General features: G+C 35.1%; 23 protein-coding genes and 1 rRNA gene. 5 read left to right on the top strand and 19 right to left on the bottom strand.

Going from position 1 to position 25,235, the window contains the following annotated elements:
- Positions 1 to 462 precede the first annotated feature (462 nt).
- The 6 genes from murC to ACFSTA_RS10705 form a co-directional block, all read right to left on the bottom strand.
- Positions 463 to 1,779 carry a UDP-N-acetylmuramate--L-alanine ligase gene (murC, locus tag ACFSTA_RS10730; RefSeq protein WP_377556682.1) on the bottom strand — a complete coding sequence of 439 codons (1,317 nt, stop codon included), beginning with the start codon at positions 1,777 to 1,779 and terminating at the stop codon, positions 463 to 465.
- Between the two features lie 359 nt (positions 1,780 to 2,138).
- Positions 2,139 to 3,245 (bottom strand): nicotinate phosphoribosyltransferase, encoded by a 1,107-nt coding sequence (locus ACFSTA_RS10725; RefSeq protein WP_377556681.1) that lies wholly within the window; start codon positions 3,243 to 3,245, stop codon positions 2,139 to 2,141.
- Between the two features lie 138 nt (positions 3,246 to 3,383).
- Complete coding sequence (locus ACFSTA_RS10720; protein WP_377556680.1) at positions 3,384 to 5,546, bottom strand: DNA translocase FtsK; 2,163 nt, start codon at positions 5,544 to 5,546, stop codon at positions 3,384 to 3,386.
- 239 nt (positions 5,547 to 5,785) lie between these two features.
- Positions 5,786 to 6,382, bottom strand: coding sequence for a YtpR family tRNA-binding protein (gene ytpR, locus ACFSTA_RS10715; protein ID WP_377556679.1), 597 nt, complete (start codon positions 6,380 to 6,382; stop codon positions 5,786 to 5,788).
- Between the two features lie 25 nt (positions 6,383 to 6,407).
- Positions 6,408 to 7,214: a DUF1444 domain-containing protein gene (locus ACFSTA_RS10710; protein WP_377556677.1), complete on the bottom strand. Its 807-nt coding sequence runs from the start codon at positions 7,212 to 7,214 to the stop codon at positions 6,408 to 6,410.
- 147 nt (positions 7,215 to 7,361) lie between these two features.
- A complete protein-coding gene (locus ACFSTA_RS10705) occupies positions 7,362 to 7,883 on the bottom strand; it encodes a hypothetical protein (protein ID WP_377556676.1) in 522 nt (173 codons plus the stop codon).
- Positions 7,884 to 8,693: 810 nt separating this feature from the next.
- Between ACFSTA_RS10705 and ACFSTA_RS10700 the strand changes: the two genes are divergently transcribed.
- Entirely contained in the window at positions 8,694 to 9,134 is a 441-nt protein-coding gene (locus ACFSTA_RS10700) for a YtoQ family protein (protein WP_377556675.1), read from the top strand.
- A gap of 251 nt (positions 9,135 to 9,385) precedes the next feature.
- Here ACFSTA_RS10700 and ACFSTA_RS10695 read toward each other — a convergent pair whose 3' ends face one another.
- From ACFSTA_RS10695 to asnB, 4 genes are all read right to left on the bottom strand, one after another.
- Positions 9,386 to 9,889 (bottom strand): DUF84 family protein, encoded by a 504-nt coding sequence (locus ACFSTA_RS10695; RefSeq protein WP_377556674.1) that lies wholly within the window; start codon positions 9,887 to 9,889, stop codon positions 9,386 to 9,388.
- 78 nt (positions 9,890 to 9,967) lie between these two features.
- Entirely contained in the window at positions 9,968 to 11,029 is a 1,062-nt protein-coding gene (locus ACFSTA_RS10690) for a M42 family metallopeptidase (RefSeq protein ID WP_377556673.1), read from the bottom strand.
- A gap of 201 nt (positions 11,030 to 11,230) precedes the next feature.
- Positions 11,231 to 12,271, bottom strand: coding sequence for a C39 family peptidase (locus ACFSTA_RS10685; protein ID WP_377556671.1), 1,041 nt, complete (start codon positions 12,269 to 12,271; stop codon positions 11,231 to 11,233).
- A gap of 56 nt (positions 12,272 to 12,327) precedes the next feature.
- On the bottom strand, positions 12,328 to 14,220 hold the full coding sequence (gene asnB, locus ACFSTA_RS10680; protein WP_377556670.1) for an asparagine synthase (glutamine-hydrolyzing): 1,893 nt from the start codon (positions 14,218 to 14,220) through the stop codon (positions 12,328 to 12,330).
- A 324-nt stretch (positions 14,221 to 14,544) separates the two neighbouring features.
- Between asnB and ACFSTA_RS10675 the strand changes: the two genes are divergently transcribed.
- The gene (locus ACFSTA_RS10675) at positions 14,545 to 14,859 is read left to right on the top strand and encodes a PepSY domain-containing protein (protein ID WP_377556669.1); all 315 of its coding nucleotides are present in this window, start codon (positions 14,545 to 14,547) and stop codon (positions 14,857 to 14,859) included.
- A gap of 248 nt (positions 14,860 to 15,107) precedes the next feature.
- Here the strand turns inward: ACFSTA_RS10675 and ACFSTA_RS10670 are convergent, their stop codons facing one another.
- Entirely contained in the window at positions 15,108 to 15,962 is an 855-nt protein-coding gene (locus tag ACFSTA_RS10670) for a YtnP family quorum-quenching lactonase (RefSeq protein ID WP_377556668.1), read from the bottom strand.
- A 272-nt stretch (positions 15,963 to 16,234) separates the two neighbouring features.
- Complete coding sequence (gene trmB / locus ACFSTA_RS10665; RefSeq protein WP_377556667.1) at positions 16,235 to 16,894, bottom strand: tRNA (guanosine(46)-N7)-methyltransferase TrmB; 660 nt, start codon at positions 16,892 to 16,894, stop codon at positions 16,235 to 16,237.
- A 77-nt stretch (positions 16,895 to 16,971) separates the two neighbouring features.
- Between trmB and ACFSTA_RS10660 the strand changes: the two genes are divergently transcribed.
- A complete protein-coding gene (locus ACFSTA_RS10660; RefSeq protein WP_377556666.1) occupies positions 16,972 to 17,259 on the top strand; it encodes a YtzH-like family protein in 288 nt (95 codons plus the stop codon).
- Here ACFSTA_RS10660 and ACFSTA_RS10655 read toward each other — a convergent pair.
- The 6 genes from ACFSTA_RS10655 to ACFSTA_RS10630 form a co-directional block, all read right to left on the bottom strand.
- On the bottom strand, positions 17,246 to 18,058 hold the full coding sequence (locus ACFSTA_RS10655) for a phosphotransferase (RefSeq protein ID WP_377556665.1): 813 nt from the start codon (positions 18,056 to 18,058) through the stop codon (positions 17,246 to 17,248). The genes ACFSTA_RS10660 and ACFSTA_RS10655 overlap by 14 nt on opposite strands.
- A 129-nt stretch (positions 18,059 to 18,187) precedes the next feature.
- The gene (locus ACFSTA_RS10650) at positions 18,188 to 19,111 is read right to left on the bottom strand and encodes a diacylglycerol/lipid kinase family protein (RefSeq protein ID WP_377556664.1); all 924 of its coding nucleotides are present in this window, start codon (positions 19,109 to 19,111) and stop codon (positions 18,188 to 18,190) included.
- 7 nt (positions 19,112 to 19,118) lie between these two features.
- Complete coding sequence (locus tag ACFSTA_RS10645; RefSeq protein ID WP_377556663.1) at positions 19,119 to 20,045, bottom strand: NERD domain-containing protein; 927 nt, start codon at positions 20,043 to 20,045, stop codon at positions 19,119 to 19,121.
- Between the two features lies 1 nt (position 20,046).
- Entirely contained in the window at positions 20,047 to 20,610 is a 564-nt protein-coding gene (gene thpR, locus ACFSTA_RS10640) for an RNA 2',3'-cyclic phosphodiesterase (protein WP_377556662.1), read from the bottom strand.
- A 20-nt stretch (positions 20,611 to 20,630) separates the two neighbouring features.
- Positions 20,631 to 21,344, bottom strand: a complete 714-nt coding sequence (locus ACFSTA_RS10635) for a 16S rRNA pseudouridine(516) synthase (RefSeq protein ID WP_377556661.1) — start codon at positions 21,342 to 21,344, stop codon at positions 20,631 to 20,633.
- Between the two features lie 9 nt (positions 21,345 to 21,353).
- The gene (locus ACFSTA_RS10630; protein ID WP_377556660.1) at positions 21,354 to 22,979 is read right to left on the bottom strand and encodes a putative polysaccharide biosynthesis protein; all 1,626 of its coding nucleotides are present in this window, start codon (positions 22,977 to 22,979) and stop codon (positions 21,354 to 21,356) included.
- A 168-nt stretch (positions 22,980 to 23,147) separates the two neighbouring features.
- Here ACFSTA_RS10630 and ACFSTA_RS10625 point away from each other — a divergent pair, with 168 nt between their 5' ends.
- The gene (locus ACFSTA_RS10625; protein ID WP_377556659.1) at positions 23,148 to 24,419 is read left to right on the top strand and encodes a BaiN/RdsA family NAD(P)/FAD-dependent oxidoreductase; all 1,272 of its coding nucleotides are present in this window, start codon (positions 23,148 to 23,150) and stop codon (positions 24,417 to 24,419) included.
- 75 nt (positions 24,420 to 24,494) lie between these two features.
- The gene (locus ACFSTA_RS10620; RefSeq protein ID WP_377556658.1) at positions 24,495 to 24,671 is read left to right on the top strand and encodes a hypothetical protein; all 177 of its coding nucleotides are present in this window, start codon (positions 24,495 to 24,497) and stop codon (positions 24,669 to 24,671) included.
- Between the two features lie 439 nt (positions 24,672 to 25,110).
- Here ACFSTA_RS10620 and rrf read toward each other — a convergent pair.
- Positions 25,111 to 25,226, bottom strand: a 5S ribosomal RNA gene (rrf, locus tag ACFSTA_RS10615).
- Positions 25,227 to 25,235 lie beyond the last annotated feature (9 nt).

The following is a 25,235-nucleotide window of genomic DNA, read 5'->3' as shown; positions in this document are numbered from 1 at the left end:
TGTGTGAAAACCCTTTAAATCTTTTATACAACTAGAGAAAATTTACAATCATATATCAAGTTTTGTATTACTTTTCTCGTCTTTTTTAGGACTTGATTTAATATATAATAACGCTTGGATAGTATTATTACAAACGTTATTGTAATTGGTGAAAGTCCTCGTGTATTATCCCATATCAGTAATGAGATGGGAGCAATTTTAGGAAAATTGATTTTTTGAGAGATGGGATGAGGGAAGGATGGCCATTTCTCCTTCTTAGCATCTTCGCTTTTCCAGCGGAAAGCGACTGTCTGAAGCGGAATCACGTTGTAGTTTCTTCACATTTAATATTCATAACAGTAATAAACTATGCAAAAAAATCCATTAAAACATAGATTATAAATAAAAAATATCATACCAATCAAAGTTTGATTTGGTATGATATTTATCTTCAACTTGTAATAAACACTTATTATTACTGCACTATGCTTCTTTTAAATGATCTTGTTGCAAGCTATCTTCATAGGATTGCTGGAATTTTTGAATATCTCCGGCACCCATGAATATCAATACACTGTCTTGATATTTCTGAAGTACATCAGTATTTGACAGTTCCATAATGGAACTTTCTGCTATCAATTTTTGAAGATCGTGAATCGTTAACTGTCCATTATCTTCTCTAGCTGAACCAAAAATATCACATAAATAAACGTGGTCTGCCTCACTTAAACTATCTGCAAACTCTTGTAAAAATGTTTTAGTACGGGTAAAAGTGTGAGGTTGAAATATAGCTACGATTGATTTATCACGATATTTTTTTCTTGCTGCATTAATTGTTGCAGTAATTTCCTTTGGATGATGGGCATAATCATCAATGATGACTTGACTTCCCATTTTCTTTTCTGTAAATCGTCTTTTTACACCTTCAAACGTATAAAGATTTTTGATGTCTTCTGACGGAAGCCCTTCATAATGACAAATTGCTATTACGGAAAGTGCATTTAAAACACTATGATCGCCATACATTGGAATTTTAAATGTGTCATAATACGTATTTCGTACAAATACATCAAACTCCGTTCCGTCTTCTGTTTCTTTTACATTTTGCGCTTGAAAATCATTTGAAGGTGAAAAACCATAATACACAACAGGAACTTTAGCTTGAATCTGTTGTAATTGCTCGTCATCACCACAAGCGATAATGCCCTTTTTCACGTTATCTGCCATTGACTGAAACGCATCAAAGACATCATTAATACTTGTAAAATAATCAGGATGATCAAAATCAATATTCGTCATAATCGCATAATCAGGCTCGTATCGTAAAAAGTGACGACGATATTCACATGCTTCAAATACAAAATACTCACTATCAACATGCCCTTTACCAGTTCCGTCACCAATGAGGTAAGATATCGGATAAGCAGCATTTAATACGTGTGCAAGCAGGCCAGTCGTTGAAGTTTTCCCATGTGCACCAGTTACTGCAATACTTGTATACTGCTTTAACCACTCTCCCAAAAATTCATGATACCAATAGAATTTCAATCCACGACGCTTTGCTTCTTTAATCTCAGCGTGATCCTCCGCGTATGCATTCCCCGCTATAATCGTAAAATTATCTTTAATATTACTTTCTGAAAAAGGAAATATAGGAATATTTTTTTCTTCAAGTGCTTCCTGAGTAAAAAAACTTTTTTCTACATCTGATCCTTGGACTGTTTCACCTGAATCATGAAGTATTTGTGCTAGAGCACTCATTCCAGTACCCTTAATACCAATAAAATGGTAAGTTGTCATAAAAAAGAACCTCCATATATATGTGTAAGAAAACACTTTGCATCTTTTACCAAATGGCAACTTGTATTTAGATACAAATACATATTTTTCATAAATTAATTATTTTTCACTTCAAGAGGATGTTCAAAAAGTCTGGTAAAAATGACACATCGAATTTCTTCGTTGGCTTGTTTCTGCGCTGCTCATGTATCTAAATCCATACATTCCGCTGCTCGCAACTACGCCGCCTCGAACTTCTCGGACCTTTTCATCCTCCTTTTTGAACACACACTTCAATGATAAAAATATTAGCTATTAAATTATTATAGCAAAACCTAGTTCGTAGTAAAACATTATTTTTATTAAAAAATCATTCGGATTTACTTGAAATATTCCACTTTTTCAAGACGGGGATTAGGTCGATAACGGCGACCATCTTTTGCCTCAGGTGTACCGTTTAACAATACATTGTCACCTGTAAATCCAATTTTCATGTTTAATAAGCTTCTTCCTACTCCGTACGTATCAACAGGAACACCTAAATTTTCAAAATGACGAATCTTCTTCTCTGTAAATCCACCTGTAGCAACAATCTCCACATGTGAATATCCTTCATCATCTAATGCCTTACGCAATGCAAATACAATTTCTGGATTAACACCTCTAGGGTCAAAGGTTCCCATCAAGTGATGATTTCTTAGAAAATATTTATCAACTAATGTATTCGATGTGTCGATTCGAACCCCTTTTAACTTATCACCAAATGCTCTTGCTACTTTCAAGGAATCCGTGATCACATCGTTATTATAATCAACAAGTGCTACTAAATCATCTTCAGGATATACTTCATGATATGCTCTTGCTGCTGCGACAACATCTCCTCTAAACATTTGAATCATGGCATGTGGCATCGTACCCATACCTTCTTTCCCCCACCATTCATTCATCGCATGTGTTGCTTGTGCTGTTGAGCCACCTATAAATGCTGCATATCCATCACCAGCTTGTTGTGTATAGTGATCATCACGGTCTCCCATAAAAATAACAGGCTTTTGCTTTCCAGATGTCCTCGCTGCTTTTACAACATTATATACATTTGTAGCGACCGATGTTCTTCTTGCAAGAATGCCATCAATGATCCCTTCTAAAAAACCAAAATTCTGATATGGACCTGAAATAGTTAACACCGATTCAAATGGACTAATTTTATCTCCGTCTTTTAATGAATGAATTTCCAATGATTCCGGATCCTTGGAAAATGTATGTATTAATGCTATTGCTTCATCTGTTCCACATAATACCGCTTCATGTTTTTGAAAAAATTGCATTGTAATATTGTTATCGGGAATTTTTTTCTCTACTATTTCCTTCGTTTTTAAGAAATAGACTGCTGAAAACCAGCCCTCTTTGATTCGTTCATCAAATTTAAAGGTTTTATTCGTTAATCGCTCTATTTCACCATTTAACTTTTGCGCTATTTCTTTCATGCGTGTTTCTCCTTTTGATTCTTATTGACATTGAATACTTAAGTATATTGTACCATATTAAATAAAACTTCAAACAGAAGTAGGAATACCGGCACTAAAGAAAATTCTACCTGCTAGCATATCAACCAATCTTCCAACTTAGAATCCTTCACTTATCTGTGAATGTGTTACCAAAATATCTCTTGGTTTACTTCCATTCTGTCCAGAAATTATCCCTTTACTTTCTAACGTATCGATTAGTCGTGCAGCGCGATTATAGCCAATTTTAAAATGGCGTTGCAATAAAGATGTACTTGCACTATTTTGATGTAATACAAATTGAATTACCTCTTGTAGTAAATCATCTTCTTCTTCATCAATAGTCATTTGTTGGAGTAATGATTCTTGTTCGAACAAATAGTTAGGTTCTGCGATATTACGGGCATATTTCGTTACTCTTTCTATTTCATCATCCGAAACAAAAGGTCCTTGTATTCGAACACTCTTCCCTGCTCCATTTTCAATAAACAGCATGTCCCCTCTACCAAGTAATTTTTCTGCACCGGCAGTGTCCAATATTGTTCTTGAATCAACCTGTGATGATACACTAAATGCGATTCTAGTAGGGATATTTGCTTTAATCAATCCTGTTAATACATCAACCGACGGACGTTGTGTTGCTAATAATAGATGAATACCACAAGCTCTTGCCTTTTGAGCAATACGACAAATCGCATCTTCTACATCCTGTGGAGAAACCATCATTAGATCAGCCAACTCATCGATAACTATTACGATGTAAGGCATTTTTTCCTGACTTCGATTTTCTCTATTTACTTTCTGATTGAAGCGTTCTATATCTCTAACGCCTTCGTGAACAAACTTATCATATCGTTCTTCCATTTCACCAACTGCCCATTTTAAAGCTGCAGTCGCTGCTTTTACATCGGTGATTACTGGTGAAACTAAATGTGGAATACCATTGTATGGCGCTAATTCAACCATTTTTGGATCGATAAGTAAAAACTTCACATCTTCATAACTAGCTTTATAGATTAAGCTTACTAAAATCGTATTAATACAGACACTTTTTCCTGATCCTGTAGCACCAGCAATTAAACCATGTGGCATTTTTTGTATATTAGTAACTATCGGTGATCCTTCAATACTTAACCCTAATGCAATGGTTAAAGGAGAAGGATTGTCACTAAATGCACTTGATTCCACAATATCTTGTAAATTAACCATTTGTGCCTTTGGATTAGGGACTTCTATTCCAACCGTGTTCTTTCCTGGAATCGGCGCTTCAATTCGGATGTCCCTTGCGGCCATGTTTAATTTTAAATCATCGCTCAAATTCTTGATTTTACTAACTTTCACACCTAAATCAGGTTGAATTTCAAACCTTGTCACAGAAGGTCCCTGTGTGGCATGTACGACTCTTGCTTTCACATTAAAGTGTTTCAGTGTTTTTTCTAATAACGCTCTCTGTTCTGTCACCCATATATCATTTGAATTTCCATCTTGTTGGGAATCATCTAGTAAATGAATTGGTAATGATTGATTTGTTCTCTTATCTTCACCCTTTATTTCCATAGGTGGTGATACTTTCGACCGTTCTTGTAAATTCTTTTTATCTCTTGGTGTCATCATTACATTAAATGGAATTGACTGCTTACTCTGATTATCTCTTCTTACTTCTCTTTGATTTCTATCTGGCTTCACACTTACATTTTCATCTTTTACCTTTTTTTTCATTTCTGCAACGTATTCCGTACTTCTATTTGGTTCTTCTTTATCTTCTATTCTAGGAATATCATTCTCGATACTTGGTTTCTTTTCTAATTCTTTTATTCTCTCTTCGATTTTACCTTTATCGTGTTCTCGTTTAGATATAGGTTGCTGTTCATTATTCTCTTTTTCTTTCTCCTTCTTCCTCATGAAAGCAGGAACATGATCAACTTCCTTTTGTTGTCTGCGCTGTTGAAAACCATATATTGGTGATGGTACTTCACTTGGTTTAAATCGTTGTTTTGGAGTCTCTTGGCTTTCATCCTCCTGTTGTGGTTGTGTACTTTTACTTATATCATTCTGTTTGTAATGGACTCTACGTTTAAAAGCAGGTATATCCTTATCGTCTTTTCTTTTCACTTGCTCTGGAATGATTGGAAAATGAAAAGATTTCCTATTTGGGTATTGGTATACCATTCTTGCTTCGATGTTCGGTATTTCTTCCTCTTTCTTAGGATGTTCGATGGTCGTTTGCTCTTCTACTTCTTCCCATATGAAATTTTGTATTTTTTTCTTCCATTTATCCCACATGCTTTTCACTCTTTTCTTTTCAATCATTGCATACTTGTATTTTATCGCAGGTCAACAGACAGTAAAACCCTTATCTTCTAAATATAATTCAAATACTAAAATAAATGGAGAGATCTATCGTTAAAAGCCCGATTCGTTCTACTCACATGCAGTGGAATACATCCACTGAAAGATACAAAATAAAATAAGCTATGTAATGAAAACAACCCATGTCATTTAGACATAGGTTGTATATCTTACTAAAATGGCTGTCCAACCGAGTAGGAATCATCGAGTACATAAATCCCTTTTTCTTTTGGTGCATCAGGAATTCCTAATTCTTTTTGAGAACATATCATACCATTCGAAGGTACACCCCTTAATTCTGTCGGTTTAATTTTTAAACCATTTGGCATCGTAGATCCAACCTTTGCTACAACTACCTTTTGTCCTTGGTCGACATTCGGTGCACCACATACAATTTGTAATGTCTCATCACCCACATCCACTTTACAGACACTTAATTTATCAGCGTTTTCATGTTGTGTTTTCTCCAACACATAACCTACAACAATTTTAGGACTTAAATCAAAGTCAAGGTTGTCATGGAGACCTTGCGACTGAAACAGCTGTTTTATTTCTTGAAGTAATTCCTCTGTTAATGCAAATTTGCCTGTGTTAGTTAATTGAAGATGTGAGGATGCATTGAAAATATTATATCCTAGTACTTCCTCATTGTTGTTTGTAATTTTAGTAATTGGTCCAATACTTTCATGTTTTAAGTCATCACGATTCCCATCTATTAATGGAATAATTAATACGTCACCAATTCCGTTGGGGTTGTAAAATACGTTCATTTCTATCACTCTTTCTAATTTTTAATTATTCAGTTTCTGGTCTATTTTTCGCTAGGATAAAGATAGGAGTTAACTTTTTCTCTTCGTAAATGAAGGAAAGAGAAGTAATTGGTATCCTACCCTCCGCAAAGAACTTCATCGTCATCTGTGCTAATATATCATACCCTGTTTTATTTCGAATGTCAGCTAATATGAGCACATCCTGATGTGGAACGGCTACAGCTAGTTCACCTTTACTTTTTGCTTTCATTTCTTCTAAAAATGCTTCATTTAAAATGCGACTCCCATCATAGCCGTCTTGATTAGCTACAAAATAGAAATCATTATCCGCTACTTGATCAACCTTATAATCATTCGATAGAGAGCGGATGTTAAACGTAGCTATTTCATCGAGGTGTTCTTTTGTCCACCCTTCTTGAACTAGCATTGGTTCATCGATCAAACGATAAGATTTACCTAAATCAAGCGCATAAAACACTCTTGTTTCTGCCGTATGTTCGTTAAAAATAATCTTTGCGCCGGCTTTTGTCTCCGTAGGAAACGATGTAGAACGAATAACTGGAAAAATTTGCTTCTCCATCCCTTCCAGCTCCTGGTTCTCATTCATTATTCTTAAGGACTCTGTTATATGTGCAACTAATTCATTAACCGCTTCTTCTCCACGGTCGTTATACTTTGCAATAATATTTGGTAATTGAATCGTAACCCCTTGTTTGGAAGCTTTCCATTCAATACGAAATGTATCTTTATCTCGATTATAAGAAGTATGGAAATTATCATTAGAAAGTCTTTCTTCCAATATCTTCTTCATTTTTATACTAGTCATTTTCATAGCATTTCCTCCTAGTAGGCTTAACCAATTGGAGGAGATGAATTAAGCAATATACAACATATCACTAATAATCTCCCTTACCCTATCATATCCATCATTCTACGATGTTTCAAACAAAAGGCTATCCACGTGGATAGCCTAAATTACTTATAATTCTTCTGTTTCAATAATGGAGCGAGCGGTCTTCATCAATTCTTCTGTATCTTCTTCAATCTTACTAGTTGACGTAATCGTTGTGATCTTTACTCCTCCAATTCCAATTTGAAGCTCATACGCTTTCTCTTCCTTTGGAATTACTCGAATATAACCGAATTTTTCTTCGTCTTCAAATGATTCTAATAGTACTGCTTGATCAGTTTTCGCATTATTGTAATTCAGTTCGCTAGTAGGTTCCTCAAACTGATTGTAGAAAATAATATATGTCTGCTCCCCACTATGCAAAATAACATTACTTGCATCTTCCTCATCTACTTCTAAGCCTTCGGGAAGATAGAATGAGAAACTAGTGGCTTCAAATGTAGTTTCGATTTCCGTGTGCTCATGAAAACTATTTTCAGCAACTCTACTTACATCTTCTATAATCATATCTTCCGATTCATATGTATAAAACGAAATGATGATTATGAATAATGATAGCAATCCAATGACAAACATTGTTGACTTCTTCAACGTTTTTCCCCCTACTATGGTACTTTATACCCTATAACTATATTACTATGACGCACAAATTTCAAGAATTGCGTTCGATAGCAAATACTTTGAATTGTATTACAAATTGGTTATCATTAAATTAGGTTTTTTTTCATATCGATTGTTGCTATTTTTATTGTGAAATGCGAAGTAACATATCGCTCTGAATACCGCTACAGAAATACACTACGCTTTCCGCGGGCTCGCACTAAGCCTCCTCACTCGCAAAGAACGCTCGCTGTGGGGTCTCAGCGTCTTCGCTTTCCACAGGGAACTCGACGAGGCAAAGAAGGTACATGGATAGGAGAAGTATGGAAACGGACAATTCTTCCCTTATTTGTGACAAAATTGGGTAATAAAGGGGTTTAAAGGACATCTGTTCCGTTATTAACCGAAATGACAGGTATCCTGGTACGAATTAGAGCAAATAACGTACTTGATGTCCGATTATATTTTCAAATGAGATTATTTTACGTAATAACGTACGCCATGTCCGCTCCGTTAAACCCCTACTCCAAGCGAAGACGATAAGACCCCACAGGAGCGAGGGAATTACTTGCGTAAACTTCTTTTTTCCCTTGCTTCGTGGAAGCCTAGTGCGAAGCATTACTAGAAGATGCAGACGCACTTGTTTTGCGAGCGAGGAGCACAGGAATCGAAGTGTATTTCAGGAGCAGTGTGCATTATACTGCGCATTCTATATAAATTATGAATTAATACTCTATGTAATATGCAACAATCATTTAGAAAAACAACCTTAAATTAAGATGAGAAATTGGAGGGATTATAATGGAACTTACCGTTTATTTAGCTGGACAAATTCATGATAACTGGCGTGAAAAGCTGAAACAACAAGCAAGTGAAAGAAATCTTCCATTACATTTTGTTGCACCACAAACAAATCATGATTTATCCGACCGTATTGGTGAAGACATATTAGGAAAACAACCAAATGATTTATATCACGATGATGCAGCATCAAGTATCAATAACTTAAGGACTCAAGTTCTCATGCAAAAATCTGATGTCGTGATTGGCTTATTTGGTGAAAAATATAAACAATGGAATACAGCAATGGATGTTAGTGCTGCCATAACCTTAAATAAGCCGACAATCATCGTAAGACCGGAATCATTAATCCACCCTTTAAAAGAACTTTCTAATAAAGCAACAGTAACCGTGGAAACTGTCGATCAAGCACTTGACGTTCTTGCTTATATATACGAATGATTGCATTTGTAAGGGGTCAATGAGGGGGAGGACAGGCAAAAGCTGGTGTTCCCCTCCACTCGACCTCTTCACAGAGTTATCGTCAATCCGTTATTCCATAGGTTCGTGGACATCAAGCACGTAATTACTAAACATACCTTTATATTTTAAGTGTTCACAGACATATAGTACGTTATTCGTCTGAACGAAGTGAAAATCGAATACCTTTTTGGTAAATAAGGAACGTATGCCATTTGGTAACTCCTTAATTATCAGTTATTCCAATATTCGAGTTGTCCTCTTAATAATTTTACAACGTGCATAAACATCTCTTGTCTTGTGATAAGATCATTTGTGAAAACCCCAATCGCTCCTTCATTATGCCTTACTCCTTTTCTATTAGCATAATCATCCATGATATCTCCTAATTCATTTCCTGCTTTTAATTGTTCGTCTATTTCGATTGGTAATAATATCCTTGCACCACTCGCTGTAAAAATCTGATTAGTAGGTGTTACTAGCGCCCCCCAATTACAGAGAAATAATTGGTTTTCTACATACATTACACCACCCTCTAACCCAATACCTACTGCATCTGAGTCCTGATTCACACATTGGGTAGCTCGGTTAATCGCACCAAGCCGGGTTTCTTCATCTGTATATGGTTGTGATGATACATGTGATGGTATATCGAGAGCATGAACCTCATAGGTAGGAAATATCTCTTTTACAGCTTGTACTTTTGTGGGGTTTTTCGATCCAATGATTACTTTCATAAGAAATACCTCCATTGAAAACTACATATATTTGAAATTAAGAAAAAGCTGCCATCTTATGATAGCAGCCGATTATTTCTATTGTTGACGTATATGATCTACTGCATTTTGATCCGTTGACTTTACTAGTTTAACAAGAAGTTCTTTAGCCGCTTGATAATCATCTACATGGATGATAGATGCTGATGTATGAATATAACGAGAGCAAATTCCGACTACTGCGGAAGGTACACCATTATTTGATAGATGCACTTGTCCAGCATCTGTACCACCTTGTGAGATAAAGTATTGATATGGGATGTCATTAGATTCTGCCGTGTCCAATATGAATTCTTTCATACCACGATGTGTAATCATCGAACGGTCAAAAATACGTAATAAAGCACCTTTACCTAATTGTCCAAACTCTTTATCATCAGTCATATCATTAGCTGGAGAAGCATCTAATGCGAAGAAGATATCCGGTTTAATCATGTTGGCAGCAACTCGTGCACCACGTAATCCTACTTCCTCCTGAACCGTTGCTCCCGAAAATAACTGATTTGGCAAGGTTTCATTTTGTAGCTCTTTTAATAGCTCAATAGAAAGTCCACAACCATAGCGGTTATCCCAAGCTTTTGCCAGAATTTTTTTATCGTTTGCCATCGGTGTAAATGGGCAAATTGGTACAATCGGTTGGCCCGGTTTAATTCCGATTTTTTCAGCATCTTGTTTGTCGTCTGCCCCAATGTCAATTAACATGTTTTTAACTTCCATTGGTTTTTTTCGTTGCTCTTCGGTTAAATTATGAGGTGGAATAGAGCTTATCACTCCGATAACAGGTCCATTATCTGTCATAACTTGAACGCGCTGTGCAAGCATAACCTGATTCCACCAGCCACCAAGTGTTTGAAAACGAATTAAGCCTCTTTTCGTAATCTGAGTAACCATAAATCCAACTTCATCCATATGTCCAGCAACCATTACCCTTGGTCCGTCACCTTTTTTTACTCCAAATACGCCGCCAAGATTGTCCTGAATAAGCTCATCTGAATATTTCTCCAGCTCTCCCCTCATAAATGCACGTACATCATGTTCATTCCCTGGTGCACCTTGAAGTTCTGTTAACGTTTTAAATAGTTCTAATGTGTCCTGCTTCATACATAATCCCTCCACTTTATCTCTATGTAATATATTTAGTATAACGAAAGAATTACAATCTTTCCAGAACAAAACGCAATAATACACTTACCAACAAGAGCTGGGGTGACTGTTCTAGCAGATGAATGAACTATTGAAAATATAATTCATTCTTTTCATAAAAAAAACTAAGGTATAAACTACCTTAGTTTTTAGAAATATTTAATTAACGACCATCGCATGACTGCCTGCCTTTTCATAAATAGAAAAAAATTCTTCCATGTCGTAGGATTTTTGCCCCTTAAGGGGGTCCATCGTATATACTACTTGATTATCAAAACCTGTAACTACAACAGTATGAGAATTAATCGGTACTTCCATCAATTCATTTGTCTCAAAAATATACCAGGAATAATTAAATCGCGGTTCTTTCATATCTGTTGTCGTCCACGTAATAACTGGTATACCCTTCTTCAGATATTCAAAGATCTCTTCTCTGCTACTTCCACTGATATCTGTTGCTTGATACGTACTATTAGTTTCTTGTAAAAACTTATTTGCTGTATTTATAATTGGTGGTGGATAACTAAAGAATCCTTGGCCACGGCTTTTTGGATCACCAGCATAGGCATGATGTGGATCTGCACCATAAAGTTTGCCTTCTTTAGATACAAATGACTCTTTAGGCATGTAACGTTCTGATAGTTCAACCTTTTCCACATCATACTCGTAATACCCTAACACAGCTGCTAATGAAGTAACCTCACAGCCATTAGGTAACTCTGGATTTTGTAAAACCGTATCTACAGATAGTTTTACACTATTTACCTTTAGTTCCTCTTCATCTGTTCGATGGTAATCGGTAATATACTCTTCTACAGAGTTTTCAACTACTACACGATTGCTTTTTTCATTTAATTCAATAATTGGTGATTCCGAATTGAGAGCATAAGGATTCATTACCTTCTTTTGAACAATTTTATATTTTTTTTCAACTGGTAATAAATCCGTTGTATTCGTACCATTACTCGATGTTTGAATTTCATCAACCACCGAATTGGTATCAACATCGATAATTTGGAATTCCGTACGTGCTAATGGGAAGCTTTTTTCCGCATCCACATTAACAATTGTAATTGTTCCTTTGTTTTTATCTAACAAATTGTTGACTAAGTCCAATAATTTGTCACCATGTATACTTACTATAAGGATACATGAAAATGATAGAAAAAATAGGAGGGAATTCCTAATAATCAGTTTCATATCGATTTTCTCCTCAAAAAATATAAATTGAAACAGATTAATATTTAAAGATAATATTAAGCAGTAACAAGTGTTGACTCTTCAAGATCCTTTTCATTTTCATTCGTATCAATAAAAAACCTTTTATACCAAATAAGGAATACATAAACCGTCCATACGTATCTAGCGCGATTTGCTTCACCTGTATAATGTTCATCAAGCAATTTGATTAATTCTTCCGTATTGAAGAATTCCTCAGACATATCTGATGTAAAGATCTCTTTCACTCGGTTATAATACTTTTCTTGTTTAATCCAATCACGAAACGGTACTGGAAAACCAACCTTTGGTCTATTTGCCCATTCTTTAGGCAATAAATCATTAGCTGCTTTACGTAGAACATATTTTGTATCCTTATCATTTACCTTTAATTCAGCTGGAATTTTTCCAGCCATTTCCATAACTTCTTTATCAAGAAATGGAACACGTAGTTCAATAGAATGAGCAGAACTCATTTTATCTGCCTTTAATAAAATATCTCCAGGCAACCAGTGTTTCATATCTACATATTGCATTTTGGAAACATTATCTTTACCGTCAACGACTTTATATGAATCTCTTAAAATATCAACTGGTTTCGGCCCATGTTTATAATCGTCCTTCAATACATTTAATGCATCATCTTCTTCAAATACTTTGGCTTGGCCAATAAACTTCTCTTCAACCTTTTGACCACCTTTAGTTAAGAAAGTAGTAATGCGATTTTCCGGTAGTAACTTGGAAATATTAGATATTGCTCGACGAATAGAAAAAGGTATTTTTTCATATTTCTGCATCGTCTTAGAAGTCTCATACCAAACATAGCCACCAAATATTTCATCTGCACCTTCACCTGATAGCAATACGGTCGCATGTTTACTAGCTAACTCTGCTAGGAAATAAAGTGGTACCGATGAAAGATTGGATTGTGGTTCATCCATATGGTATTGCACGTTTGGAATAACATCAAAAAATTCATCCGCATTTATTAGTTTCTTATGATTTTCTATTCCTAGTTTTTTAGATAAATCCTCTGCGATGTTTGTTTCATTAAATATTCCATCATAGTCTTCAAAACCAACAGAGAAGGTTTTATCTGGTTTTAATAAAGCTGTGATATAGCTTGAGTCAACCCCTCCAGATAGGAATGAACCAACTTTCACATCACTAATTCTATGATAATTAACAGACTCTTGCATCGTCTGCTTAATTTTTTCCACATAGTAATCCATTGACTCTTCTTCTCTATTAAAATTGACATCCCAATATGGTTTTATAGTCGTTTCACCATTTTTATAAACCATATAATGTCCAGGCTTTAGCTTGTATACCCCTTTGAAAAAAGTTTCATCTAAAGCAGAATATTGAAATGTTAAATAAGGCTTTAATGCGTCTTTATTTAACTCTTTGTTAAAATGTGGATACTTTAAGAATGATTTTATTTCCGAACCAAAGATAAGCGCGTTATCAGAAGTGTTTTGCGTATAATACAGTGGCTTAATACCGAAAAAGTCTCTCGCTATAAAGAGCGTGTCCTCTTTCTTATCCCAAATGGAAAAGGCAAACATTCCTCTTAGTTTTTGTAAAATATCCATTCCGTATTCTTCATAGCCATGGATAATTACCTCGGTATCACTTTGACTCTTAAAAATATGCCCTTTGTCTATCAAATCACGCATTAACTCTTGATAATTATAGATTTCTCCATTAAATATTAGCGCAATATTACCATCTTCATTAAACATTGGTTGACTTGCATCTGTAGTCAAATCAATGATTTGAAGACGTCTAAACCCTAATGTAACTTTTTCATCCGAAGAATAACCATCGCTATCAGGTCCACGATGGCTTATTGTATTCATCATATCTTGTATTACTTTTTCTCTATTTAAATCAATCTCATTATTAGCAAATCCGACAATACCACACATACTCATAGTCTCCTCAATGAAGTTTTTAACAGTCAAACTCATGGTGAGTAATTGTTAAATCACTTACTTGTAATTTTATCATACGGTAATCTATAGTCTTATACTACTAGAATATTAGAATTCCACCCATATATTTTATCAATTCTACCATACATTAACAAGAATAATTTTATTAGCTCCATCTTTATTCACATGAATCACAGTTTCGATTTTCTAAATTAAATCATTTAAGGTATACTAATAAGAAATAAGTTTGCGCACAAATGGAAAAGGGAAGACTGTATTGTTCGTTACGAGAAAAAATAATGCAAGAGGTGAAATGATATGGGAATGAAAAGAGCCGTATTGGCTGCTGGATTAGGAGTTGCTGTTGGTTACTTAGCCAAACAACAACTTGATCGCTATCAGAAGGTTACACCAGAAAAGGCATTACAACAAGCAAAGGAAACATTTAAGAAACAAGGCCCAATCAGTGGATCTTGGATTTATATGAAACCCGAGGATATTGAAAAAAACGGACTTACTTATAATGCTTATCGCGGTGGAATAACAAGAAGTATTGATGGTGAAAATAAACAATACGAATTTTTTGTTGATGTAGAAACCGGAGCTGTAATAGACGCATTTGAAACATATTAATTTAGAACAAAAGCGCAAGCGCCCGTTTAGCGACGTACGAACTGGACTGAGCCGCAGGAGATAAAGGAAACACGGCGACCGAAGGAAGCCGATGTTGACTTATCGTACGGAGGTGAGGGAAGTTGCGCTAGTCGCTAAACGGGCGCTTGCGCTGGACGTGGCTGTTCCTGCGAAGAAGTATCCACAAGTAGTAAATTTTATTATTTCTTAGACTATAAAGAAATAGCTGCTTCACAGCAGCTATTTCTTTATTTATATTTGTATCGTTGTCGTTCAAGATAATTTTTCTTTTCACCCGTTTCATCAAATTGAATTGCTCTGTAATAAGCATCGTGGTAAAACGTGTACCATGCGTTTTTCTGATATCCAATGTCCATCCATTTTTCCTTTTGATGTACCGATGTTACTGGATAATCATCATATGCTAATGCCCATAGTTTGTTTTGGTGACCGTGAGTTGGCATTAAATCAGCCATGTGAATAAAACATTCACTACCATCTTCATATATCAGTAGGCTATGTCCATCACTATGTCCTCCAGTATGGATCATCCTCAATCCTGGTAAAACTTCTAGTTCTCCTTCAAATGTTTCCACTTGATTAACGATAGCTTTCCAATTGATTTCCCAATATGTATTTATAGAACGAATGTTAGGATTTTGCATCTCTTTCCATTCCACAGACGAAGTGTAAATTACAGCATTCTTAAAAACGGACTGATACTCATCTTCTACTTTCTTCGTTAGTCCACAAGCATGGTCAAAATGCAAATGAGTCATCAATACATAATCAATATCATTAACAGTAAGTCCAACATCTGCCAGAGACTTTTCCAGTGCAGACTCTTCTAACACTCCAAAATTACGAATTTGCTTGTCTGATAATTTTCCATTCCCCATTCCGGAATCGATTATTAAATTTTTTTCGTCAAGTTGTAGTAATATTGGATCTGTACGCAACTCTATCTGATTTTTATCATTTACTGGATATTTTTTACTCCATAAAGCTTTTGGAACAACCCCAAACATTGCGCCTCCATCTAGAAAATTAACACCGCCATTTAACCACCTTAACGTTGCTCTTCCTACCTGTAGTTTCTCCATAACCCTTTGCCCCCTTTTTATATAGTTTAACGAAACATACCTCTGCCCGCAAACGCTATCATTTTATGAGAACAAAGCGCAAACCCCTTACAAGCTAATAGCACCACGTCCTGTGCGTTAAGCGACCGATTGACCTGTGATTTTGGAGCGATCCAACTTATCGCAATCTATATTTGATTAGTAACAAGGTTTATGAAAACAAGCCAAAAGAAAAATCCTCACTAATTCAAATTCTAATTGAAGAATGAATCGTAGTTCGGATTTTTCTTAGACTAAAACCCTTTTGTCCCAGCCTGGTTAAATGTTGATTTACAACGATATATTGGTTGTCCTTTTGCAGAAAATTTCTCTTCATACTCAGTCATGACATTTTCGGGATCTTCTATTGCGTGTAGATCTACATTTACTTCGTTTAATAGCATACCAAAATGAGAAAAGCTTACTAACGAGTATTCAAATAATGAACGATTATCAGTTTTAAAAATAAGGTTCCCACTAGGAACTAATATTTCACGGTAGTTAGTAAGAAAAGTATGGTATGTTAATCTTCTTTTTTCGTGACGATTTTTTGGCCATGGATCTGAGAAATTTAAATAAATTGTAGATACTTCATTTTCCGCAAATAAATCTGTTATGTTCTCAGCATTTTCATTTATTAACAGGATATTTTCTTGTTCTGATTCCAATACCTTTTGAGCTGCCGTTACAATAATACTCTTAGCTAACTCTATTCCAATAAAATTAATATTTGGATACTGCTTTGCCATTCCAACAATAAATTGACCTTTGCCCGTCCCAATTTCAATATGAATGGGATTATTATTTTTAAATAATTTATTCCATTCTTGTTTATGTTCTCCTGGATTTGGAATGACAATGTGCTGATTATCTGCTAAAAAATCATCCGCCCATGGTTTATTTCGTTGTCGCAAGACGTGCACCTCTTTCAAAATTACTTTTACATATTTTTTAATTAATCATCGAATACTATACTCTGAGGTGAGATCGTATGTCATTAAATGTAAATAATCAATTAACCTTATTACTTGACTTGTTAGATGAACAACAAGCAGATTGCTGTGCAGAAGTGTCTGAATACCAACAAATAAAAAGATTAGTAAAGTCTATGATGGCTAACAATACCATTACAGATAATCAACTTCTACAACTACTTCCAGAAATTTATAATTACGGAAGACAAGGTGAAAGTGTTCAAAACACGGAAGAACACATCACCTCTAACAAAGACAATATCACCCAATGGATCAACGCTATAGAACAAACTAAATTAGAGTAGCAATCGTTTGATTTAATACTTGTAAATTCGTCAAACGTTCCGTTACTTTATGCGCTTCATCACGTTCATAATGCCAGGAAATAAATTGAAGTGAGTCTAATATCAAATACCAATACATTCGTTTCACTAATTGTTCATCTTTTGAAGTGCCGTAATTAGTCAACCAATTATCCCACTTTTCAGTAGGAATATACCATTGTAATATCATACCGTAATCCGTAATTGGATCGGCGATCATCGCATTATCCCAATCAATCAAGTATAACTGCCCATCATTTGTTAATAGCATATTATGATGATTGATATCACCATGACAAACTACCTGTTTTTGTTCCTTAGTAACAGGTAGTAATTTTTGAAGATAAGTTAAAGCGTGTTGAACCTCACTATGTTTTTCAACAAGTTTATTGGCATGTAAACGATGTTTTATTTCAATAAATCGATCACTAGATGTGATCGGCTTTTTACCTAAACGTAACAGCATATGGAGTAATTCAGAGGAATGATGGATTTTATGCAGTAAGTCTGCTACCCGTCGATGTTGCATTTCTTCTGGCCACAATTCTCTTCCCTCAAGCCATTCTTGTGCAGTTATTACATCACCATTTTCCATTCGTTTCGTCCACACTAATTTAGGAACTATTCCTTCTGCGGATAAAACTGCCAAGAAAGGTGAAGAGTTTCTTTTCAGGAATAGACGTCTGTTGTCTTTTTCAGCAACATACGCATCACCAGTCAATCCACCAGCTGGTGTAACCTTCCATTCCTTTCCTAATACCTTTTTAAACCATTCCACCATACATTCCTCAAATCTTTCAAAAAATCATATATGTATATGATATTAATTTTTTATTACTATCAAATTACAAACATGTTAATAGATTAACGAAAAATAAAATGTTTTGCAAGATAATAAAACTAATTTTTGTCAATTATCCATTCCCATTATTTGGACGGATTCACTATTCTTCGTGATGGTACATGTTTGACATTGATTTGTTTGCCCGTCTACTTGATATTCAATATTGTGACTTGTTGATATTTTTATTTTGGTAGCCTCTAAGAGATCCACCTCTTTAAATCCAATATGTTTCCCAGTAAATACAGTTAAAAATAACCCTAGTATTTTCCATTTAGAAATTTGATGTATCACCAATACTGGAAACCTTCTTGGTTGTATTGTTGCACCAGGAATAATTTTCATACCCCCACCATAAAAGGCATGGTTAGCAATCGTAACCATCCAGCATTCATTTATAGTGCGAACTTCTCCATCAACTTCAAGGTCTACTGTAAATGGTTTAAAACGAAATAAAACATGAATAAGTGCAATTACATAACTAAGTGTACCAATATGTAAATAGTTAAATACTTTTTTATACCAAGATTGATTTGCTTGTTTGGCAATTTCAGCATCAAAACCAAATCCTATACTATTTACAAAGCTTTTCCTGTGTGTGCCATCTACCCAATAATTCCCTAACCAATAAGGCTTCTTAAATTTGTTTTGTACAATATGTTTTAAAATTGTAATAGGATCTCTTTTTATCAAAAGTCCTCGAGCAAAATCATTCCCTGAACCACCAGGAATAAATGCAACAGGGATTGTTGGATCTTGTAAGCCATTCATAACCTCATATATGGTACCATCCCCACCAATGACAATAATAGCTTTCAAGTTTACGAGATTTTGATTGGAAACAAATCGTACAATTTCTTCGGCATGTCCTTCATATTCGGTAATATAATAATCACTAGTAATATTTTGATACAGTTTACTTTTTTGTATTTTTTTAAATATCCGCTTGCCCCTACCATTTCCTGCAACAACATTAATAATAAAGATATACATACGAAACTTATTCCTCTCCAACTATCGTAAATGTTTGCTCATCTTCTTCCCATTCTGGCCTTTTCACGGAAGTAGTTTGGCAATATTTCAAAAGCTGTTCAGCCGCTTTTAGTTGCTGGTTTTTTAATGGAGAAACAAGGGAACGTCTACTTTCAAACCAAGTCTTGCAGCTATTTTTATCTATAATTTTGGTATTAAATGGTTCTGAAATAAAGTCTATGCGGTTACTTCGTGACAGAACTGTTTTGGTAATTGGAAAGGAAACATTATATTTGTTTAATATCCCTCTTACAATTCTCTCAGAGCGTTTTAAAGCAATAAATGGACTCAATATGCTAGAGTCTTTATTTTCATTCCTTTTTAGCCATGTTCTTTCATCCTGTACAGTAAATACACACTGTGGATCCTCTTCTAATAAATAGATGATCTCTATCCCTACAGGACTAATAAAAATAATTTCTCCTTCAACCGGCGCTTTTTTAATATGGAATATGGGGTAGTACATTAATAAATACGTATCCGGAAATCGCTGTAAAAAATACTTTAAGGTCACGTCTTCCTCATATTTTTTTTCCATAAAGGATACATTCGATACCGTAGAAGTAGCCCACTTTAGTTGAAAAGGAAGTAATCTGTTTAAAAAGTACTGTTTTAATTCTTGCTCAGATTGTGGCAATCCCCTCTTTACAGTGGATTCCGATTCCATTTTCTCATCTTCGTCTTTATTTTTTCTAAATGTCTTCCATTTCTCAAAACGAGATTGCTTCTGTTCTTCTTCATTATCTTTTTCTTCAGTCATACCGTCATCCGTGTTCCATAGATATAAAAGCTTATTCCAATTATCTTGTTTTAAGCGGATGTATTGACTAGGGTATCGATATATATTCCATTCATAACGAGATATATAATTCTGTAACTTGATTAATTGAGCCACTTCATTCTCTCCCAACCAACTGAAAAGTGTTCATTGCTTTGTATTTTGGGGTATTGGACGGAAAAATTTGATATAAAATAATTTTATTTACTTCGAAGATATATTTTTCCCCTATAAAATACTGTCTTATTTCATCCAAATTAAATTTTCCTGTACCATCCCATTTTTTTGCTAATGTAATATGTGGACGATAAGGTCTGTTTTCCATACTAAAACCGCATTTTTCCGCACAATTGGCTACTTTTTGCTGAAGATCTTTTATATCCTCTGTAGTATCAACGCCTGCCCATAATACTCTTGGTTTTTGAGGGTTGCCGAAAGATCCAATGGAATGAACATTTAATTGGAATGGAGATAATGTCTCCATACTTTTCAGTTCCATTGTAACTTTCTTTAGTTTCTCTTCACTTACAGCACCTAAAAATTTTAAGGTTATATGCAGATCCTCTACATGTGGCCACTGTTTATAAGTCACATGCTTTTTCAATACTTTTTGCCATTCTGCAAGCTTTTCTTTTAGCTCATTTGGTAGTGGAACAGCAATAAAATAATGGGATATAGACATAGTTAACTCCTTCCCTAGGATCACTTTATGGATAAGCAAAAGGATAACTCTTCTTCCTCTAACTCACGATAAGCACCTGGTTTTAAAGCTGAATCTAGTTTTAGTTCTCCCATACGAAGACGTTTCAAATAAACCACTTTCTTTCCTACCGCAGCAAACATTCGTTTCACTTGATGAAATTTACCTTCTGTTATTTTAACTTCTATTTCAGAAATAGTATCACTAACGATTATGTTTAATTTAGCTGGTTTGGTAACATAACCATCATCTAAGGTTACACCTTGCTCGAAAACAGTTATATCCTCACTTGTTACATTACCCTGGACCCTAGCATAATATGTTTTGTACACATCTTTTTTTGGCGACAAAAGTTGATGTGCAAGTTTCCCATCATTAGTTAATAATAATAGCCCTTCTGTATCTTTATCCAAGCGTCCTACTGGAAATGGATGATAACGACGTACATCAGGAGGTAATAAATCAATAACCGTTTTCTCCCTAACATCCTCAGTGGCTGATATATATCCAGGAGGTTTATTCATCATGATATAAATGTATTCCTTATACTCAACTATTTTGTCATCTACTTCCACAATGTCTTTTGTTGGTTCAATATGCATACTTCCGTCCATTGTTAAAGTATTATTTACTAGTACTTTTTTCTTTTTCAATAATCCTTTAACTTCTTTTCTACTACCAAAACCCATGTTTGCTAATAATTTATCAAGACGCAATGAAAACCCTCATTTTCTCTTAAGTAATTTGTCCAAGATTCTTACTTTCTCACCAAATACTCTCTCTAATAAAGTAGAAGCATATGCTAGCCATAGATATACTCCACCACCGAAGACTACTCCTATGATTAACATTAATGTTACTCCAAATCTAGATTCTTCATAGGCAATAAACATACCTAATAGTAACTTTGTGATCCATATTGCAAAAGCCATAAACAACACAAAGATTATTATTAATATTGTACGTTTCCACGTTTGTTTAAAAGGAAATTCGATTGCCTTTTTAATTCTCCAACAATTTAACGCTACTGCAACACCAGCTGCAAGTGCTGTTGCAAATATGGCTCCTTTTTGTCCAAACATATATATAAACTGAATATTAAACAGGATTTTAACTAACAAACCAATTATTAAGTGAATTACCGCATAATTTTGCTGGTTTATCCCTTGTAATATGGAGGATGAAACCGTAAGCATCGCATAAAATAAACCTACGAATGCATACCAACCTAGCAATGGACCAGTTATACTTATATGTTGTAATCCATAAAGCGCACCATAAGCCTCTGTTGATAATAATGAAAGCCCAACAACAGCAGGTATAACAAGCGTTAAAATAACCTGAAACGACTGGTTTATTTGCTGATATAGTAATGACTGATTTCTTTGTGTAAACGACGAGGTAATTGCAGGTAAAACAGCTAATGATAAACCTGTTGCAATGGATACTGGTATAATAACCAGTTTATGTCCATATAAGTTAAATCCTGCAAGTGCAATTTCTGCTATTTCGCCTCGACCAATTTTGACCATCGTTTTACTGAAGGTTAAGTTATCCACAAATTGAAATAGTGGTATGGAAACCGATACAATGACAAACGGTCCTGCGTAACGAAATAATTCTTTCATTAAGTCCTTTTTAGGGATATCATAGACATGTTTTTGTTGAGAAATATTTTTATCCAAAAAAGGTTTCCTTTTTTTCCAATAAACAAGTAACACGACATATGATGCAATCGCACCTAAAAAAGCTGCAAACGTAGCTAAACCTACAGCAAATGCCAACTCTCCATCAAATACCTTTAATACTAGGAATACAGCAGTTAATAAAAATATGATACGAACAATCTGCTCCACCACTTGTGAAACAGCTGTTGGACCCATTGACTGATTACCCTGGAAAAAGCCACGAAAAATACTCATCGATGGCGTTATAATTAATGCAAAACTAACCATCCGAATTACCATTGTTACATCTTCAACTGAGTTATGTAAATCATCGCTTGGAATCATTTGCTTGGCTAATGCTTCAGCACCAAAAAACAATCCTAAAAACGCTATCGTTCCAGTTATAGCCATAATCGACATACCAGTTCGAAACATTCGCATACCAGTATAGTAATCATTGAGTGAATTATATTTGGATACAAATTTTGACACTGCTAACGGAATTCCGACGGTTGCTACTGTAATGAGGATACTATAAGGGATATAGGCATATTGATATAGTGCACCACCCTTTTCTCCTACCATAGCATGAAAAGGGATCACATAAATCATCCCTAAAAATTTCGATATAAAGGAAGCGGCTGTTAATAACATAGCTCCCCTAACAATATTTGAGTTCGACATCTTTTCACCTGCATCTACAATTTAAATAACATAACTATTTTATCATATTAATCCATCATACGGATATCGTTATAGTTACGTTTTGTTTTCATTTATGTACGGATTTCGACAAATTTGAGCAATTATTCATGTAAGTGGTAAGATAGTCTACGAAAGGAATGAATATAATTGAAGTATGATGTAATCGTAATCGGAGGTGGACCATCAGGATTGATGGCATCTATATCAGCAGCAGAGCATGGTGCTAAAACAATGTTAATAGAAAAAGGAAATAAATTAGGGAAAAAACTTGCAATATCTGGTGGTGGCCGTTGTAATGTCACAAATAGGCTTCCTGAAGAAGAGGTAATAAAGCATATTCCTGGAAATGGAAGATTTTTATATAGTGCATTTTCCGTTTTTAATAATTATGATATTATTGATTATTTTGAGGAAATGGGAGTTAAATTAAAGGAAGAAGATCACGGTAGAATGTTTCCTGTCTCTAATTCTGCAAAAACTGTTGTCGATGCACTTCTTAATAAATTGGATGAATTAAAGGTCAACGTTCATCTTAACACACCAGTTAAAGCTGTTCACTATGGTGAGAATCAGCATACCGTCATTTTACAAAATGGAAATAAAATTGAAACTTCCTCCATCGTTATTGCTGTAGGTGGAAAAGCAGTACCCCATACCGGATCAACAGGAGATGGGTATTCATGGGCTAAAAAAGCCGGTCATACGATAACCGAACTATACCCTACTGAAGTTGCTCTAACTTCTAAGGAAGGCTTTATTACACATAAAACCCTACAAGGATTATCTTTACGTGATATTTCCCTTACTGTATTAAATAAAAAGAATAAACCGATAATCACTCACCAAATGGATATGATCTTCACTCATTTTGGAATATCTGGTCCAGCAGTGCTCCGTTGTTCCCAATTTGTAGTTAAGGAATTGATGAAAGGAAGAGATAAAGTTCCTATGCATTTAGACATTCTTCCTCAAAAACGTGAGGAACAACTAATTACAGATATTCTTCAATTAATTGATGAGTTTCCAAAAAGAACATTTAAGAATTTAATAAAAGGAATTGCGCCAGATCGTTTTATAACCTTTTTATTAGCAAAAAACAAGGTGGATGAAGAACAAAAAGCAGCAAATATTTCTAAAGACGTGATTCGAAACCTAGTTCATGAATTAAAAAATTTCACTTTTTATGTACATGGCTCATTACCTCTTGAAAAAGCATTTGTTACAGGCGGAGGTGTATCAATTAAAGAGATTGTTCCAAATACCATGCAATCTAAAATGATGGAACGATTGTACTTCTGTGGAGAGATATTAGATATACATGGATATACAGGTGGTTATAATATAACTTCTGCATTAGTAACGGGCAGAGTCGCTGGTATGAATGCAGCATATGAAGCTAATTCTTATGTTGGTATATGATTCCTAGCATGTTTTCGTTTAAATGAGAAAACCTACTACTGTCTGGGGGCAACAAATTGAAGGGGTTGATTTCTAATGCAAAGGAATACAATGTGGTTACCACTTATTGCTTCAGTTGGTGTAGGAGCTGCTACCTACTATACCATGACAAGAAACAACCAAAATATTGGCCAAACTATTTCTAAAATGGCTCCACTTGTCTCACAAATAAGTGGTGGAGGTAATAATTCTGGTCAAGGTGGAATGAGCTAACAGACAATTATAAAGACAAAACGCGGTGGGGTAATCCTTCCGCGTTTTCCAATAGAATAATTAATTGTGGTCTAAAACTAATTTTTAATACATAGTAAAAGCGCATGCGCACAGTTTCGGTTAGCAACATATTCTGCGCCACCTGAACACTGGAGTGCCGGTGGTTTGATGTTACCACGTACAGTGGTGATATTATTCATATATTCCCCGAGGAAATTGAAGTTACATGCCCTTCATAAGGGGTATTGCCGATGTTGCGTAAGCCCGGTAAAGCTCGTATTTAGTCGGCCATCCCTTATTCGTACTGGGGCGAGGAATGGCTCGCTTGTCTTCGAAGCTGGACATGGCTGTTCCTGCCAAAAAGTATCCACAGGCATTAAATTTATAATTTACCAGACCACAATAAAAAACCAAGATACGATTGTATCTTGGTTTTTTTGCCTGGCGACGTCCTACTCTCACAGGGGCAATGCCCCAACTACCATCGGCGCTGAGAAGCTTAACTTCTGTGTTCGGTATGGGAACAGGTGTGACCTTCTCGCTATCGCTACCAGACATACACGA

Origin of the sequence: Ornithinibacillus salinisoli (assembly GCF_042684965.1) — a bacterium.
GTDB lineage: Bacteria > Bacillota > Bacilli > Bacillales > Amphibacillaceae > Ornithinibacillus > Ornithinibacillus salinisoli.
Note: the sequence above shows the minus strand (reverse complement) of the source record. Positions and strands in the feature narration are given on the sequence as shown.